The 15927-nt window shown below is 60.3% G+C and carries 14 protein-coding genes and 1 pseudogene; 8 read left to right on the top strand and 7 right to left on the bottom strand.

Annotation, left to right across the window (positions count from 1 at the left end; all coding sequences use genetic code 11):
* Positions 1 to 52: 52 nt before the first annotated feature.
* Positions 53 to 532, top strand: coding sequence for a nuclear transport factor 2 family protein (locus PspR76_RS16245; RefSeq protein WP_159956804.1), 480 nt, complete (start codon positions 53 to 55; stop codon positions 530 to 532).
* A gap of 113 nt (positions 533 to 645) precedes the next feature.
* Here PspR76_RS16245 and PspR76_RS16250 read toward each other — a convergent pair whose 3' ends face one another.
* Together PspR76_RS16250 and PspR76_RS16255 are read right to left on the bottom strand one after the other, a co-directional pair.
* Positions 646 to 1803 carry a PQQ-dependent sugar dehydrogenase gene (locus tag PspR76_RS16250; protein ID WP_159956806.1) on the bottom strand — a complete coding sequence of 386 codons (1158 nt, stop codon included), beginning with the start codon at positions 1801 to 1803 and terminating at the stop codon, positions 646 to 648.
* A 12-nt stretch (positions 1804 to 1815) separates the two neighbouring features.
* A complete protein-coding gene (locus tag PspR76_RS16255) occupies positions 1816 to 2130 on the bottom strand; it encodes a hypothetical protein (RefSeq protein WP_159956808.1) in 315 nt (104 codons plus the stop codon).
* A gap of 184 nt (positions 2131 to 2314) precedes the next feature.
* On the opposite strand from PspR76_RS16255, the gene ku reads away from it, so the two are divergent.
* A complete protein-coding gene (gene ku / locus PspR76_RS16260; protein WP_159956810.1) occupies positions 2315 to 3166 on the top strand; it encodes a non-homologous end joining protein Ku in 852 nt (283 codons plus the stop codon).
* A gap of 146 nt (positions 3167 to 3312) precedes the next feature.
* Positions 3313 to 3864: pseudogene (gene ligD / locus PspR76_RS16265) on the top strand (non-homologous end-joining DNA ligase LigD); the annotation flags it as partial.
* 18 nt (positions 3865 to 3882) lie between these two features.
* Here the strand turns inward: ligD and lpxO are convergent.
* Entirely contained in the window at positions 3883 to 4782 is a 900-nt protein-coding gene (gene lpxO, locus PspR76_RS16270; RefSeq protein WP_159956812.1) for a lipid A hydroxylase LpxO, read from the bottom strand.
* 282 nt (positions 4783 to 5064) lie between these two features.
* On the opposite strand from lpxO, the gene PspR76_RS16275 reads away from it, so the two are divergent.
* The gene (locus tag PspR76_RS16275) at positions 5065 to 5451 is read left to right on the top strand and encodes a TIGR03067 domain-containing protein (RefSeq protein WP_159956814.1); all 387 of its coding nucleotides are present in this window, start codon (positions 5065 to 5067) and stop codon (positions 5449 to 5451) included.
* A 117-nt stretch (positions 5452 to 5568) separates the two neighbouring features.
* Here the strand turns inward: PspR76_RS16275 and PspR76_RS16280 are convergent, their stop codons facing one another.
* Positions 5569 to 7047, bottom strand: a complete 1479-nt coding sequence (locus tag PspR76_RS16280) for a M10 family metallopeptidase C-terminal domain-containing protein (RefSeq protein ID WP_159956816.1) — start codon at positions 7045 to 7047, stop codon at positions 5569 to 5571.
* A 154-nt stretch (positions 7048 to 7201) separates the two neighbouring features.
* Positions 7202 to 8014, bottom strand: coding sequence for a class I SAM-dependent methyltransferase (locus PspR76_RS16285; protein WP_159956818.1), 813 nt, complete (start codon positions 8012 to 8014; stop codon positions 7202 to 7204).
* 153 nt (positions 8015 to 8167) lie between these two features.
* Between PspR76_RS16285 and PspR76_RS16290 the strand changes: the two genes are divergently transcribed.
* The 3 genes from PspR76_RS16290 (at position 8168) to PspR76_RS16300 (ending at position 12606) form a co-directional block, all read left to right on the top strand.
* Entirely contained in the window at positions 8168 to 9406 is a 1239-nt protein-coding gene (locus tag PspR76_RS16290) for an MFS transporter (protein WP_159961471.1), read from the top strand.
* Between the two features lie 142 nt (positions 9407 to 9548).
* Positions 9549 to 11135 carry an ABC-F family ATPase gene (locus PspR76_RS16295; protein WP_106577981.1) on the top strand — a complete coding sequence of 529 codons (1587 nt, stop codon included), beginning with the start codon at positions 9549 to 9551 and terminating at the stop codon, positions 11133 to 11135.
* Between the two features lie 295 nt (positions 11136 to 11430).
* Positions 11431 to 12606, top strand: coding sequence for an MFS transporter (locus PspR76_RS16300; RefSeq protein WP_159956820.1), 1176 nt, complete (start codon positions 11431 to 11433; stop codon positions 12604 to 12606).
* On the opposite strand, the gene PspR76_RS16305 is transcribed toward PspR76_RS16300, so the two are convergent.
* Both PspR76_RS16305 and PspR76_RS16310 read right to left on the bottom strand, forming a co-directional pair.
* Positions 12600 to 13637, bottom strand: a complete 1038-nt coding sequence (locus PspR76_RS16305; RefSeq protein ID WP_159956822.1) for an alpha/beta hydrolase family protein — start codon at positions 13635 to 13637, stop codon at positions 12600 to 12602. The genes PspR76_RS16300 and PspR76_RS16305 overlap by 7 nt on opposite strands.
* A 241-nt stretch (positions 13638 to 13878) precedes the next feature.
* Complete coding sequence (locus PspR76_RS16310; protein WP_159956824.1) at positions 13879 to 14490, bottom strand: FMN-dependent NADH-azoreductase; 612 nt, start codon at positions 14488 to 14490, stop codon at positions 13879 to 13881.
* A 234-nt stretch (positions 14491 to 14724) separates the two neighbouring features.
* Between PspR76_RS16310 and PspR76_RS16315 the strand changes: the two genes are divergently transcribed.
* A complete protein-coding gene (locus PspR76_RS16315) occupies positions 14725 to 15897 on the top strand; it encodes an MFS transporter (protein ID WP_159956826.1) in 1173 nt (390 codons plus the stop codon).
* Positions 15898 to 15927: the final 30 nt, after the last annotated feature.

Raw genomic sequence — 15927 nt, forward strand, 5'->3', positions numbered from 1 at the left:
CGCACAGGCCACGCAACCTTAGATAAGCCTTGATTCTTTCAGGAGTTGCTCCATGTCATCTAACGCAGAAGTACGCCCGCCCCTGCCACCGTTTACTCGCGAGTCGGCCATCGAGAAAGTTCGCCTGGCCGAAGACGGCTGGAACTCCCGCGACCCGCAACGCGTGTCCCTGGCGTATACGCTGGACACGCAGTGGCGCAACCGCGCCGAGTTTGCGCATAACCGGGAAGAGGCCAAGGGGTTTCTGACCCGTAAATGGGCCAAGGAGCTGGACTATCGGTTGATCAAGGAGTTGTGGGCGTTCACCGGTAACCGCATCGCCGTGCGTTATGCCTATGAATGGCATGACGACTCCGGCAACTGGTTTCGCTCCTACGGCAATGAGAACTGGGAGTTCGATGAGAATGGCTTGATGGCTAACCGTTTTGCCTGCATCAACGACCTGCCGATAAAGGAAAGCGAGCGCAAGTTCCACTGGCCGCTGGGGCGGCGCCCGGATGATCATCCGGGGCTTTCCGAGCTGGGTCTCTAAGACCTCTGTGGGAGCTGGCTTGCCTGCGATAGCATCGCCTCGGTGAACCTGCTGGACCGAGTCGTCTGCATCGCAGGCAAGCCAGCTCCCACACAAGCAAGTCATAGCGACCTTTAGTCCTGATTCAACCCCACCCGATACAACACGCCGTTATCCTCATCGGTCAGCACGTACAAAAAGCCATCCGGCCCCTGCCGCACATCGCGAATCCGCGCTTTCAAGCCTCCCAGCAAGCGCTCTTCATGAATCACCTTGTCGCCATCGAACTGCAGGCGAATCAACTCCTGGCTGGCCAGCGCGCCGATAAACAGGTTGTGCTGCCACGCCTTGAAGCGGTCGGCGTCATAAAATGCCATGCCGCTGATGCCCGGGGATTTCTCCCACACGTGATGCGGCGGTACGGTGCCTTCCACCGTCTTGCCCTTGGCCTCGGGAATCGGCGTCAGCGAATAATTGATGCCATGGGTCGCCAGCGGCCAGCCGTAGTTCTTGCCGCGCTCGATGATATTGATTTCATCGCCGCCACGCGGCCCATGTTCGTTCTCCCAAATCGTGCCGCTCCACGGGTTCAGCGCCAGCCCCTGCGGGTTGCGCTGGCCGTAGGACCAGATCTCGGGGCGTACGCCCTGCTGGCCGACGAAGGGGTTGTCATCCGGCACACGGCCGTCCGGGAAGATGCGCACCACTTTGCCTTGCAGCTTGTCCAGGTCCTGGGCCGTCGGGCGGTCGTTGTTTTCACCCAGGGTCACGAACAGGTAGCCATCACGGTCGAAGGCCAGGCGCGAGCCAAAGTGATTGCCGGAGGAGAGCTTGGGCTCCTGGCGCAGGATCACCTTGAAGTCCTTCAAACCACTCAAGTCATCGGCCAAACGCCCACGCCCGACGGCGGTGCCGGCTTTGCCACCCTCGCCGCCGCCTTCGGCGTACGACAGGTAGACCATGCGGTCCTCCTTGAAGTCTGGCGACAGCACCACATCGAGCAAACCGCCCTGCCCTTTGGCCCACACCTGCGGCACGCCGGTCAGTGGTGCGGAGAGCTTGCCGTCCGGGCTGACAAAACGCAGGTGGCCTGGGCGCTCGGTCACCAGGAAGCCTTGTTTGTCCGGCAGAAACGCCACCGCCCAAGGGTGATCCAGACCTTTGGCGATCGGGGTGGCGGTGATGCTGCCTTGTTCACTGGGGAATTGCTGGGCATCGGCGGCGTGCGCCGCAACGAGTGGCAGTAGCGTGGTTGCGCAAATAGCGGCTAGCAGGGTTTTGCGTAGAAACATAAGACAGAATCCTTACCGGCGATTGCCGTTGGCATCGTAAGTGGGGGCTTTGGTATCGGTCGCAGGGCGGCTCGGCGCGGCGTTGCGCGTGGGATAGCGATTGCCTATGCCGCCGTTTTCGACGGTCGGCGCGGGGCTGGTCGGCCCGGTTTGAATACCGCGGACAGCCGGTGCATTGGGCTGTGTGCCCTGCATGCTGTTGGGGTTGGCCCGATGAATAGGGCTGTTGTTGGTGTCGTAGGTGCCGGGCAGGTTCTGCGCCTGGGCCAATGGCGCAAGTGCCAGGCCCAACGCGAGTACGGTGAGGTAACGCACACAGCTGTTCATCACAAAGCCTCTCTGGGGCGAGTTGTACGAGCTTTCGATAACACGCTACGCCTTGGGTTCGGCTTTCGACACTAAATACTTTCTCATCAGGTGTAACACGATCTGTCCGCGCATCTGCCCATCGAAACTTTTGCGCACGCCTGCGAGTCACCAGCACACAGTCTCTTTTCAAGGAATCGCAGCTATGCCAAGGGCAATCTGGAAAGGCGCCATCAGTTTCGGCTTGGTCCATATCCCGGTATCGCTGGTGTCGGCCACGTCCTCTCAAGGCGTTGATTTCGACTGGCTGGACAAACGAAGCATGGACCCAGTGGGCTACAAGCGCATCAATAAGACCACCGGCAAGGAAGTCACCAAAGAGAACATCGTCAAGGGCGTGGCCTTCGAGAAAGGCCGCTACGTGGTGCTGAGCGAAGACGAAATTCGCTCTGCTCACCCCAAGTCGACCCAGACCATCGAAATCATCGCCTTTGTCGCCGCCGACCAGATCCCGCTGCAAAATATCGATACGCCCTACTTCCTGGCGCCGGACAAACGCGGCGGCAAGGTCTACGCGCTGCTGCGCGAAACCCTGAAAAAAACCGCCAAGGTCGCGCTGGCCAATGTGGTGCTGCACACCAAGCAGCACTTGGCCGCGTTAATGCCGCTTGATTCAGCCCTGGTGTTGGTGATGCTGCGCTGGCCCGCCGAAGTGCGCAGCCTCGACGAGCTTGAACTAGGCGCTGACGTGACCAAACCCAGCCTGGCCAAAGGCGAGCTGGACATGGCCAAGCGCCTGGTCGAAGACATGAGTGCCGACTGGCAGCCCGACGAGTACCGCGACAGCTTCCAGGAGAAGATCATGGCGCTGGTGGCGAAAAAGGCCAAGGCCGGCAAAATCGAAGATGTGGAAAGCCAGGAAGGCAGCGAGGAGCGCAAATCGGCGGACGTCATCGACCTCACCGAGCTGCTCAAACGCAGCCTGGCCGGCAAGCCCGCGACCAAAAGCACGACGAAAAAGCCTGCGGCGAAAAAGTCCACCAAGAAGGCCTCTTGAGCCTGCCATTTGCTGGAGATCGACATGGCAAAGCCCCTGAGCGAATACAACCGCAAACGCGACTTCGAGATCACCGCCGAGCCCGCCGGCAGCGCGCCTGCCGGCACACGTAAAGCCTCGGCATTGTCCTTCGTGATTCAAAAGCACGAATCGAAACGCCCGACCTGTTTGTGCTCGACCTCGACCCGGACCCGGCGCTGCCGTGGAAAGCCATGCTGGAGGCGGCGCAACTGACGTTGTCGGTGCTCGACGAGTTGGGCTTGGAGGCGTTCGTAAAAACCAGCGGCGGCAAAGGTCTGCACCTGGTCGTGCCATTGGGGCGCCGGGATGGCTGGGACACGGTGAAGGCGTTCGCCAAAGCCTTCGCGCAATTCATGGCCGTGCAGTTGCCCGAACGTTTTACCGCCACTTCCGGCCCCAAGAACCGCGTGGGCAAGATCTTTATCGACTACCTGCGTAACGCCCGAGGCGCGAGCACGGTGGCGGCCTACTCGGTACGGGCGCGGCCAGGCCTGCCGGTGTCTGTGCCGGTCAGTCGGGAGGAATTAAAAGGCTTGCGCGGCGCGCAGCAGTGGACAGTCGCCAACTTGCACGAGCGTTTGGACACGTTGAAAGGCGACCCGTGGGCCGGTTATGCCAACCGGCAGAAGATCAGCAAGAAGATGTGGGACAAGCTGGGCGCGACACCACCGCAGTAAGTCGCGCCCAAGAGGGCTTTAGATGAGGATGAAGATCAGCGCCAAACCTGCAAAAATCGCCCACTTTTCCAGGTAGTAACGTGCACGATTGCGCTTTTTCAGCTCCTTGCCACGCAGGCGGATCTTGTACAGGCGGGTAAACGCACGGTTCAGGCCCCCGGTCTTGTCGCCATCATCGTTCGGCGACCCCGCCGCGGCCATCACGTTACGGCTGAACCAGCGGTTGAACGCCGCCGCCCAGCGATACTTCATCGGCCGTTCGATATCGCAGAACAGGATGATGCGGTTCTGCTGCGTGGTGTTTTCCGCGTAGTGAATGTATGTCTCATCAAACATCACCGGCTCGCCGTCGCGCCAGTAGTAACTTTCGCCATCCACATTGATATAGCAGCCAGGATCGTTAGGCGTGTCCAGCCCCAAGTGATAACGGTAGGAACCCGCGTACGGATCGCGGTGGCGCACCAGCTTGGAGCCCGGTGGCAACTCGGCGAACATCGCCGCCTTGATCGAGCCGATGCTTTGCACCAGCTCGGTGGTACGCGGGCAGAGCTTCATCGCCGACGGGTGGCTGTCGCCGTACCACTTGAGGTAAAAGCGCTTCCAGCCTGACTTGAAGAACGAGTTGAAACCCACATCGTTGTACTGCTCCGAGCGCTTGATCTCGCCCATGCGCATCAGATTCTGGCCTTCCTGGCGGATTTCCTCCCAGTGCTCCTGCAATGGGCTCAGGTCCGGAAAGTCGGCAGGCGACAGGAACGGGCGGCTTGGCTGCCTGGAGAATAAATAGAGGAAGCAATTGATCGGCGCCAGGAACGTCGAGTGGTCGCTAAGCTGGCGACCCAGCTTGTGTCGCACCCGACCACGCAGGTGAACATACGCGATGGAGGCAACGTAGAGAGCAACAATGATGAGTTTCAAGGGATTCGTCACACGTCAGTAGAGAGAACAGGCTGCTCCTGCGTGCCCACAACGGCCGATAAGCAGCACCTGAAATCACAATTCACAAATACGCGGCACGACCGGCGATGGGAGCACCGGTTCATGACCATTGGCAGTTATTTAGCCACAGTTTGTAACCAAAGGTTAACTAAGAATTGTGAAAAGCTGTCCACTCATTGTGCTGGATCAACACCCGCACTTGTCTTGCCAGGCGCGCCATGCTGCACTAAAAGAACTTCCCTTCAGCAAAATGGATTTTGTATGTCATCCCTTTCAAACAGCGATTACCAGGCACTTCAAGGCAGTTGGGAGCAAACCGCACTCGAAGACAGCGGCGTACTCAACCCGGTTGATGCCCACAGCGCACCGGGCGCCCTGACCACCATCACCGGCGACTGCTTTGAAGTGCGCACGACAGACGACGAGTTGCTGCTGGCCGGCCGATTTACCCTCGACAGCACCACCACGCCCAAGAGCATTACCTGGGTTGACGCGATAGGCGAAGACGCCGGCAAGCCATTGCCCGCCAGCTACCGCCTTGAAGGCGATGATTTTGTGTTTATTGCCGCCGATGCGGGTATGCCCCGCCCGACGGTGTTCAGCACCGGGCCTGGGCAAACCATGCGCACGTTTGTACGCAGGGGTTGAGCCGCGCGCATCCGAATGTGCGACACGGTTTTCACACGGCCTTCACTTTCTGGCCTATAGGGTAAGGCCTACCTACTCCAGTGAATCATTTGGCCCGCCTCCCCTGGCGGGCTTTTTTTATACGACGATATCTTCGCGAGCAACTCTTCCTTGCACATCAATGTGCATGTCCATTTTGCCATTCCCCGTGGTATCCATCCTGAAGTGCGTTCGCTGAAAGGCTGCGTCGTAGGTCACCAACACATCACCCGGGCGGGTGATAAACGTCGGGCTGAGCGGATCTTGCGCTTTACTGTGGTCATGCGGCAGCGTGGACACAAAGTTCAGAGGGCCCAACTGCTGGCGCAAGCCAGAGAAATCGAGCTTGTCTTTGCCGCTGGCAAAATCCATCACCCAGTTCGCTTTACCGCTGGAGCTGGTATCAAAGACAAAGGTGTTTGCACCCTTGCCGCCCCACATCTGTGCCCCGCCACTGCCGCCAAACAGGATATCGTTGCTCGGGCCGCCCCGCAGAACATTGAAGGCGTTATTGCCGATCAGAGTATTCTCACCTTTGCCGCCTTTGGCCTCTTCGATGGTCACACCCTTGGCGATGCTGACGTTTCCTATTAACCCCCCTACGTCAGAAGAGGAACCCGCATTAAGATTTATCGTCTGGTTTTGGCTGAATTCGGAAAAGTCGAGCGAGTCCCAACCACCGCCGTCCCACACCGCAAATAGCGGCTTGTCTTCGGCTGATTTCAGGCTGTATTGATCGCGCTCGGTATTGGAATTGAAACCATAGGTCGTATCGCCGGCGCGTGTGGCGGTGTTGGCACCATAGATTGATTGTATTGCCGATATATCGTCCAACATTAAACTGGCTGGCTCGACAGACTCTCCAGCCTCACTCAGCAAGGGTACGTTGTAGCTCATGACCGTGTAGTTTTTCGTATCTTCCGCATAATAATAAGGTTCAAGCTCTTCCTCGCCCTCTGCGTGCGGATGCCCCAGGCCTAGGCCATGCCCCACCTCATGAATCAGTGTCGAACGCCACTTCTCTTCACTGATCTGGCGTTTGTCATCATCCGCCCAGTTGCCGAACTTGGTCGTCTGATCCAGATGACGCATCCAAACCGTACCCTGCGCAGGATCCTTCGGGTCCGGCATGTGAGCAAACCCAGCGAACTCACTGACTTGGTCGCCGGTGCTGTAGCCTCTGTAGGTCAGATGCCCCTCACTGGCGCCAGCGGTTTTTTCAGTGAACGTAACATTGGCGACATCGGCATACTCCTGGTGCACCTTCCCGACAAACGCTTTCTGCCCCAGGGTTAAGGGTACGATTCGCTCGACCTTGTATTCGCCCATTTCTTCCTGGTTTTCGTCTGACGCCGCTGGCATCGAGGTGGAAAACTCAAAAGTCAGCTCTGTCTTGCCATTATGATTGCTGTCGGGCCAGTGTTTACCAAATCGGTTAAGCCGTTGAGCAACCTCTGCGCCGTTCAGAGAAGGATCACCGTATTCCGATGTTTTCCCACCGCCGCGCTGACTATCGTCGAGAACACGTTGGACCACCTCGTACCCCGTGGAAGGCAGTGCCGGTTTGATTTGCGCCATGACTGGATACTCCTGTGATTCCGCAGAGATTGTGGAAGGGAGGAACAGCCTTCCACGAATCAAGCCAGGAATTTATCAGCGTTATCAGCACGCAGTGTCGGACGGGTAGACCGCAGACGTAGGCCCAGACGCATGTGGCGTAGCAGCAGCGCCCTCAGGCGAGGCGCTTGGTAGCCGTCAGGGTAAAACACAGCGGCAGTAGCGCAGGTTGATGCTCATACTGCTCGTACAGTTCCTCACGGTTGCAATGCGGGTACTCCTGCAGATGTTCGATCTGCAAGTGCGCCGCAATCGCCCCACTCACCACACTGCCCAGGGTATGCACATACCAATAGGACGTAGGTCCGGGAATTTCATCCAGCCCCTCGTAGACAATTGACTCCTGCAACACCAAGGGGTCGCGCTGGAAGTACGACGTGGCGGGCAAAAGCGGGTTGGCGGCCAGCGGGTCGAACACCTCCAGGAACGGGTGGGTTTCGTAAATCACCAAGGTGCCACCGGGCTTGAGCGTGCTTGCCACATGTTGCATAAACGCCGCCACATCCGGCATCCAGCCCAATACGCCAATGGTCACCAAGGCAATATCAAAGCGCCCGTGCACACGCTCGGGCAGTTGATAAATGTCGGCCTCAATAAATTCGGGGTTGTGGGGCGAAACTTCAGCCAGTTCCTGTGCTTGCTGAAGGAAGGCGCGGGATTGATCCACACCCACCACGGAGCGCGCGCCCAGGCTGAACAGCGACAGGCTTTCACGCCCGTTGTTGCAGCCCAGTTGCACCACGTCCTTGCCGGCCACGCAGACCTCTTGCAGCAGTGCGGTAATGGTGGGGTCCAGGCATGAAAAGTCGGCAAGCGCCACCGATTCCAGCAGTGCTTTCCAGTTAGCGGTGTCTTTGTGCAGTTTGGCGGATGCATCCCAAGCATGTTTGTTGCTGGCGATGGCCTGTTGGGCTGAGGGCATGTCCATTGCGTCTCCAGAGAGTCAGTACAGCGGGCTATGGAAAATAATCCAAGTACCGCTCGGATGAAACCTTCCGGGGCGCGAAACTTCCAGCCAGGCCCGCAGGTCACTAAGCCAATGAGTGTTCAGCCCCTGAACACCCTTGCCGAAGATATCGCCGTGGCCAATCACTCCGACCTGCGCAATACCTTGTCCCTGGACAGCCTGAATTTCTTCCTGGCGGATGTGCGTGACGGCCTCGGCCCTTATTTGGCGATCTACCTGCTGGCCGTGCACAAATGGGACCCGGCCAGCATCGGCGTGGTCATGACCCTGGCCGGTATCGCCGCGTTGCTCACCCAAGGCCCGGCGGGCGCATTGATCGACCGCACGCGCAGCAAGCGTGCGGTGATCGCGGTGGCCGCCATCCTGGTGACCGTCAGTTGCCTGGTGCTGCCGTTTGTCAGCTCGTTCAGTTGGGTGGCAGTGACCCAGGCGGCCAGTGCTGTCGCCGCGTCGGTGTTTGCCCCGGCCATTTCGGCCATTTCCCTCGGGATAACCGGGCCGCGCGCCTTCACCCGCCGCACCGGGCGCAATGAAACCTTCAACCACGCCGGCAACGCCGTGGCCGCGCTGCTGGCGGGCGGCCTGGCCTACCTGTTCGGCCCGGTGGTGGTGTTTTACCTGATGGCGTTTATGGCGCTGGCCAGTATCGTCGCGGTCAGTTGTGTGTCGGCGTCGGCGATTGACCACGAAGTCGCGCGCGGCTTCGACCCGGCTCACAGCAGTGAGCATGAACAACCTTCCGGCGTGAAAGTGCTGCTGGCCAACCGCCCGCTACTGCTGTTCGCCATCTGCTGCGCGCTGTTCCACTTGGCGAATGCCGCGATGCTGCCGCTGGTCAGCCAGAAGCTGTCGCAGATCAACCTGCAAATGGCCACGCCGCTGACCTCGGCATGCATTGTCGCGGCGCAATTGGTGATGGTGCCGATGGCCTGGCTGGTGGGCAGCAAAGCCGACGTATGGGGGCGCAAACCACTGTTGCTGGCTGGCTTCATGATTTTGCCGCTGCGCGGCGTTTTGTACACCTTGTCCAGCGACCCTTATTGGCTGGTGGCCGTGCAGATGCTTGACGGCATCGGCGCAGGGATTTTCGGCGCGCTGTTCCCGGTGATCGTCAAGGACCTGACCCAAGGCACGGGCCGCTTCAACGTCAGCCTGGGCGCGCTGTCCACGGTGTTTGGCCTGGGCGCGGCGCTGAGCACCAGCCTGGCCGGATTCGTGGTGCAACAGGCCGGTTACAACGCGGCCTTCCTGACCCTGGCCGCCGTTGCGGCGCTGGCTTTGGCGCTGTTATGGCTGGCCATGCCGGAGACATTGGCAAAACCATCGTTCGCACGCATTACAACTGTCACCTGACATATGCGACAATGCGCGCCAAATTCCAACACACATCCAAAATTTTCTGCTCAGCGACCGGGTTTCGCGCCTTGATGTCGCTGTTGACGCATGCCTGAAGGCTCCTGCCGCCACGCTCGCAACCCATTGATAGGTAAAGTAATTGATCTCCACAGCTAACATCACCATGCAGTTCGGCGCCAAGCCGCTCTTCGAGAATGTCTCGGTCAAATTCGGCGCCGGCAACCGTTATGGTTTGATCGGTGCCAACGGTTGCGGCAAGTCGACCTTCATGAAAATCCTTGGCGGCGACCTCGATCCGTCCGGCGGCCAGGTCATGCTGGAGCCGAACGTACGTTTGGGTAAGCTGCGCCAGGACCAGTTCGCCTACGAAGAATTCACCGTGCTCGACACCGTGATCATGGGCCACGAAGAGCTGTGGAAGGTCAAGGCTGAACGCGACCGCATCTACTCGCTGCCGGAAATGAGCGAAGACGACGGCATGGCCGTGGCCGAGCTGGAAACCGAGTTCGCCGAAATGGACGGCTACACTGCCGAATCCCGCGCCGGTGAGCTGCTGCTGGGCCTGGGCATTCCCCTGGAACAGCACTTCGGCCCGATGAGCGAAGTCTCCCCAGGCTGGAAACTGCGAGTGTTGCTGGCCCAGGCGCTGTTCTCCGACCCTGAAGTGCTGTTGCTCGACGAACCGACCAACCACTTGGACATCAACACCATTCGCTGGCTGGAAAACATCCTGACCCAGCGTTCCAGCCTGATGATCATCATCTCTCACGACCGTCACTTCCTGAACAGCGTGTGCACCCACATGGCTGACCTGGACTACGGCGAGCTGCGCCTGTTCCCGGGCAACTACGACGAGTACATGACCGTGGCGACCCAGTCCCGCGAGCAACTGCTGTCGGACAACGCCAAGAAGAAGGCGCAGATCTCCGAATTGCAATCGTTCGTCAGCCGCTTCTCGGCCAACGCCTCGAAAGCCAAGCAGGCCACCTCCCGCGCCAAGGCGATCGACAAGATCCAGCTGGCCGAGGTCAAGCCTTCAAGCCGCGTGAGCCCGTTCATCCGTTTCGATCAGAACAAGAAGCTGCACCGCCAGGCAGTGATGGTCGAAAAAATGGCCAAGGGTTTCGACGGCAAGCCACTGTTCAAAGACTTCAGCTTCCAGGTTGAAGCCGGCGAGCGTGTTGCGATCATCGGCCCGAACGGTATCGGCAAGACCACCCTGCTGCGCACCCTGGTCAATGAATTGACCCCGGACGCCGGCAGCATCAAGTGGACCGACGCCGCCGAACTGGGCTACTACGCTCAGGACCACGCGCACGACTTCGAAGATGACGTCACGCTGTTCGACTGGATGGGTCAGTGGACTCAGGGCGAACAAATGATTCGCGGCACATTGGGCCGCATGCTGTTCTCCAACGACGAGATCCTCAAGTCGGTCAAGGTCATCTCCGGCGGTGAGCAAGGCCGCATGCTGTTCGGCAAGCTGATCCTGCAAAAGCCGAACGTGCTGATCATGGACGAACCGACCAACCACTTGGACATGGAATCCATCGAAGCGCTGAACCTGGCGCTGGAAAACTACCCGGGCACGCTGATCTTCGTCAGCCACGACCGCGAGTTCGTATCGTCCCTGGCCACCCGCATCATCGAGTTGAGCGCCAACGGCGTGATCGACTTCAGCGGCACCTATGACGACTACCTGCGCAGCCAAGGCGTGGTGTTCTAAGTAACGCCACTGTGGCGAGCTGGCTTGCTGTGGCGAGCAGGCTTGCCCTGCGTTGGGCTGCGAAGCGGCCCTAAAATCAGACACCGCGTTTTGCCTGGCAGAACGCGGTGTTTTTTTATTGGGGCTGCTGCGCAGCCCAACGCAGGGCAAGCCTGCTCGCCACAACAAACCCGCCTGCCACAACAAGCCTGCTCGCCACAATAAACCCAGCCATCAAACAAACTAGTTAGCCTGCTTCCTTTTCCCCCACGCCCTTGCCATCATGCCGTCACCGCCCGCCCGCGAACGAGTGACCATGCCTGCCGCCGCCCCCAGCTCCCTGTCGATCACCCTGCAGATCGTCTCTATCGTCTTCTACACCTTCATCGCTTTCATCTGCATCGGCCTGCCGATTGCGGTCATTCCAGGCTATGTGCATGAGCAGCTGGGCTTCAGCGCCGTGGTCGCCGGGGTCACCATCGGTTCGCAGTACCTGGCCACCCTGCTCAGCCGTCCGATGGCCGGGCGTATGTCCGACAACGTCGGCACCAAGCGCGCCATCGTGCTAGGCCTGGCCGGTATTCTGGTCAGTGGCGTGCTGACGTTTTTCGCCACCTTGTTCGAAAGCCTGCCCGCCTTGAGCCTGGGCATCCTGATCGTCGGCCGGCTGCTGCTGGGTGTGGCCCAAGGCTTGATCGGCGTGGGCACCATCAGCTGGTGCATGGGCGCGGTCGGCACCGAGCACACGGCGCGCTCGATTTCGTGGAACGGCATCGCCTCTTACGGCGCCATCGCCATCGGCGCGCCGCTGGGCGTGGTGATGGTCGCCGACTATGGCTACACCAGCCTCGGCATCGCCCTCACCGTGTTGGCGGCGTTGGGCCTGGTGCTGATCCGCAATAAGCCCTCGGTGCCGGTGGTACGCGGCGAGCGGCTGCCGTTTTGGGCGGTGTTCGGGCGTATCGCGCCGTTTGGCACCAGCCTGTGCCTGGCGTCGATTGGCTACGGCACGCTGACCACCTTCATCACCCTGTATTACCTCAATCGCGGCTGGGCCGGCGCGGCGTACTGCCTCACGGTGTTTGGCCTGTGTTTTATCCTGTCGCGCCTGGTGTTTATCTCCGCCATCAACCGTTTTGGCGGGTTCACTGCGGCGATTGCCTGCATGACCATCGAAACCCTGGGCCTGACGTTGCTGTGGCTGGCGCCCTCAACAGGCGTGGCCTTGATTGGCGCCGGGCTGACCGGGTTCGGCTTGTCGCTGGTGTACCCGGCGCTGGGCGTCGAGGCCATCAAACAGGTACCCAATAGCAGCCGTGGCGCCGGGTTGAGTGCGTATGCGGTGTTTTTTGATCTGGCCCTGGCGATCGCCGGGCCATTGATGGGCGCCGTAGCGCTGAACTTGGGCTACGGCTGGATCTTCTTTTGCGCCGCGCTGCTGTCGGTCACGGCGCTGGCCCTGACCGTGCTGCTCAAGCGCCGCGCTTACTGATCGGCGGTCTGTAAACCGGCACGGGTCGATTGGCCCAACGTGTGGGAGAAGAAGCGCCCCGCCTCTGAAATCAGGTCGCGGTGGATGCCTTCACGGTCAACACCGTCAGCGTCGGTGCAAATAGCGGGCATCGCCACCAATTGGTCGCTGTCACACGGCGCCATGAACACGAAGTGCCCTGCCCCCGCCAACAGTTTGAAGTCCGGTGGCTCTGGCAGTTTGCGCGCCAGGGCGGCGGCGTTCTTGTCCACGGCGACCAATTTGTCGCCATCGCCGCTGTACAGCAGCACCGGCACATGCACATCGGCCAGGGTGTGGCGGCCGAACATCAAGCTCAACGGCGCCATCAGCATCAACGAATGAATACGCGGGTCGGCCTGGGGTTGCAGGTCGTCACGGTCGACCACCAGCTCACCTTTGGTGGTGCAGGCATCGCGGTCCTCCGGACGCTCCTGGCAATAGCGACGTAACCGGTCGAAATCCGGCTTGGCGCCGGCCAGGATCAACGCGGTTTCGCCACCGGCCGAGTAACCGATCACGCCCACCTGATTAACGTTGACGAACGGTGACAGCATCGGGTCGCCGAGGGTGGCGGTGATGGCTTCGGAGATCTGGATCGGCCGCCCGTACAGGTTGCTCACGGTGCCCAGGCGGCTGTGATCCTTGTAGTTGTCGCCAGGGTGCAGCACCGCCACCACCACAAACCCCTTGCGCGCCAGGGACGTCGCCAAATCGTGCAGGGCCAGCGGTGTGCCGGTGTTGCCATGGGACAGCATCAGCATCGGAAAGCGGCCAATGGCGACTTTGGAATCTTCGCTGGCGGCGACGTGATAGGGGCCCAACTGGGTGCTGTGCTCATCGTCGGTCGACGGATAAAACGCGATGGCCTTCATCGGCTGCGAATCCAGCGGGTCGAGAAAGGTCATGCGATGGAAGCCCACACTCCAATGCGGGTGCGGCGCTGGGGCGGCGTGCACTGAAATCAGGCCGCCGAGCAGGGAGAGAACCAAAACAGCACAAAGACGCATCATGGGGATGTCCACCTTTGCTGCGCGGCTACATTCAACACCAGCGGCATGTCTATATGAAAAGTCCATGGTTCAAGGCGCTCGCACCGGTTGATAAACCCATACGTGCATAACCTGGGCCAAGGTAGTGACAGCGGGCAAACGAAAAAACTCCGTACTCCGGTCGTTTTCAGGCGACCACAATACAGAGTTTAGGCGCCCGGTTTCAGATTGGAACCGGGCAAAGGCGAAATTTACACAAGCCTTACGCGGCGGCGAACAATTGTTCGTTGATGACCACGTTGGCGTCGCTCAGGGCTTTGTTGCGTACTTCTTCACCGTAGGCCAGGCCTTGGGCGCGGACGAACTCGATGTCTGTGATGCCCAGGAAGCCAAACACCAGCTTCAAATAGTCTTCATGGCCGACGTTGCTTGCCTGGCCGGCGTGCAGGCCGCCGGCGGTGGACACGATGATCAGTTTCTTGCCACCGCACAGGCCTTCAGGGCCGGCTTCGGTGTAACGGAACGTCTGGCCGGCTACGGCGATGCGGTCGATCCAGGCCTTGAGCTGCGAAGGCACCGAGAAGTTGTACATCGGCGCGCCAATGACTACGGCGTCGGCCGCGATGAATTCAGCCAGCGACGAAGCGCTCAGTTCAGCCTCGTGCTGTTGCACGGCGTCGCGCAATTCGGCAGCGGTGCCCAGGGCGCCCAGGGTCAGGCCGGAAAAGTGGCTGATGCCTTCGCTTGCCAGGTCACGGTAAGTCACTTCCACACCCGGCTGCGCCGCTTGCCAGGCCTTGACCACACCAGCGCTGAGCTGACGCGAAGCCGAGTTGTCGCCGAGGATGCTGGAATCGATATGCAACAGTTTCATGCGGAATCTCCAAGTGAGGATCGCGATGAGGCGACCGAGTGAGGTTAATCCTACACATGAAGCCAATAGCCGATTAGACAGCTCAGATGTGATTGTTCGTCCTGCCAGCAGGACAATCTACAAATGGGCGAAAACCCGATCCAACACGCGTATTGCCCAATCCTCTGCCGCACTGGATTTCCCCCACGCTTCACTTCATTCTCGCCGGCAGTTCCTACAGCCAGCGGCCACGCCATGCACCCACACACGCCCGCCCTCACCAAGGGGCTGACCCTTATCCTCGCCATCTGCTGCGGGTTTTCGGTCGCCACGATTTACTACAACCAAGCCATGCTGCCGCTGATTGCCAACACCTTCGAGGTGTCCACCGCGCATGTCGGGCAAATCGCGATGCTCACGCAGTTGGGCTACGCCAGCGGCCTGCTGCTGTTCGTGCCGCTGGGCGACCGCATCAGCCGGCGCACGCTGATCCTGGCCGTGCTGTGCATCAACTTCTTTGCTCTGTTGGCCTCGGCCACGGCGCCTTCATATGCCTGGCTGCTGGTCGCGAGCGTGCTGCTGGGGCTGTCGGGTATCAGTGCGCAGGTGATCATCCCCGCCGCTTCGGACCTGAGTACCGTTGAACAGAAAGGCGCGGTGCTCGGCTTGATGGTCAGCGGCTTGTCGGCCGGTGGTTTGCTGGCCCGCACCGTCAGCGGCGTGGTCAGCGGCTGGCTGGGCTGGCGCGGCATGTTTGCCGTGGCGGCGGCGCTGGATGTGCTGCTGTTCATGGCGATCCTGACGCGCATGCCGGTGTCGATCTCGACCAGCAAACTGGCGTATGGCGCCTTGCTCAAATCCCTGTGGGGCCTGGCCCGCCAGTACCCGACCTTGCGCCAATCGGCCATCAAGGGTGCGTTGGTGTTCGGCGCGTTGAATGTGTTCTGGGGCTCGATGGCGGCCTTGTTGGCATTGCCGCCGTATGGGTTTTCCAGCGCCCAGGCGGGGCTGCTGGGCCTGTCGGCCATCGTCGGCATCCTCTGCGCATCGACCATCGGCCAACAAACCCGGCGCCATGGGCGTTTGCTGGAGCGCGCCGGCATCGCCACGGTGCTGGTGGCGTTTGTGCTGATCTACACCCTGGGCCTCAGCGGCTGGTGGTGGCCGATCCTGATCGCGGCGACCTTTCTCGACCTCGGCAACCGCACCAACCAGTTGGCCAACCAGACCCGCGTATTGGCGCTGGAACCGTCAGCCACCAGCCGCCTGAATACGGTGTTCATGGTGGTCTACTTTATCGGCGGCGCCGTGGGTTCGGCCGCCGGCGCGTTCGCTTCGGAGCATTACGGCTGGCAAGGCCAGGCGCTGACCGGTGCGGCGTTTGCCTGGTCGGCATTGCTGCTGACCCTGTTCAAAGCACGAGAGTAACCCTGTGGCAGCGGGCCTGTTGTGTCTAGC

It is taken from the genome of Pseudomonas sp. R76, assembly GCF_009834565.1.
Taxonomy (GTDB): domain Bacteria; phylum Pseudomonadota; class Gammaproteobacteria; order Pseudomonadales; family Pseudomonadaceae; genus Aquipseudomonas.

Bases quoted from the DNA above. Each gene is read 5' to 3' on its own strand.
- PspR76_RS16310 (WP_159956824.1), bottom strand. From the start codon at position 14,490: ATGAAACTGTTGCATATCGATTCCAGCATCCTCGGCGACAACTCGGCT.
- ku (WP_159956810.1), top strand. From the start codon at position 2,315: ATGCCAAGGGCAATCTGGAAAGGCGCCATCAGTTTCGGCTTGGTCCAT.
- PspR76_RS16300 (WP_159956820.1), top strand. From the start codon at position 11,431: ATGCCTGCCGCCGCCCCCAGCTCCCTGTCGATCACCCTGCAGATCGTC.
- PspR76_RS16315 (WP_159956826.1), top strand. From the start codon at position 14,725: ATGCACCCACACACGCCCGCCCTCACCAAGGGGCTGACCCTTATCCTC.
- PspR76_RS16305 (WP_159956822.1), bottom strand. From the start codon at position 13,637: ATGATGCGTCTTTGTGCTGTTTTGGTTCTCTCCCTGCTCGGCGGCCTG.
- PspR76_RS16275 (WP_159956814.1), top strand. From the start codon at position 5,065: ATGTCATCCCTTTCAAACAGCGATTACCAGGCACTTCAAGGCAGTTGG.
- PspR76_RS16280 (WP_159956816.1), bottom strand. From the start codon at position 7,047: ATGGCGCAAATCAAACCGGCACTGCCTTCCACGGGGTACGAGGTGGTC.
- PspR76_RS16255 (WP_159956808.1), bottom strand. From the start codon at position 2,130: ATGAACAGCTGTGTGCGTTACCTCACCGTACTCGCGTTGGGCCTGGCA.
- PspR76_RS16245 (WP_159956804.1), top strand. From the start codon at position 53: ATGTCATCTAACGCAGAAGTACGCCCGCCCCTGCCACCGTTTACTCGC.
- PspR76_RS16250 (WP_159956806.1), bottom strand. From the start codon at position 1,803: ATGTTTCTACGCAAAACCCTGCTAGCCGCTATTTGCGCAACCACGCTA.
- PspR76_RS16285 (WP_159956818.1), bottom strand. From the start codon at position 8,014: ATGGACATGCCCTCAGCCCAACAGGCCATCGCCAGCAACAAACATGCT.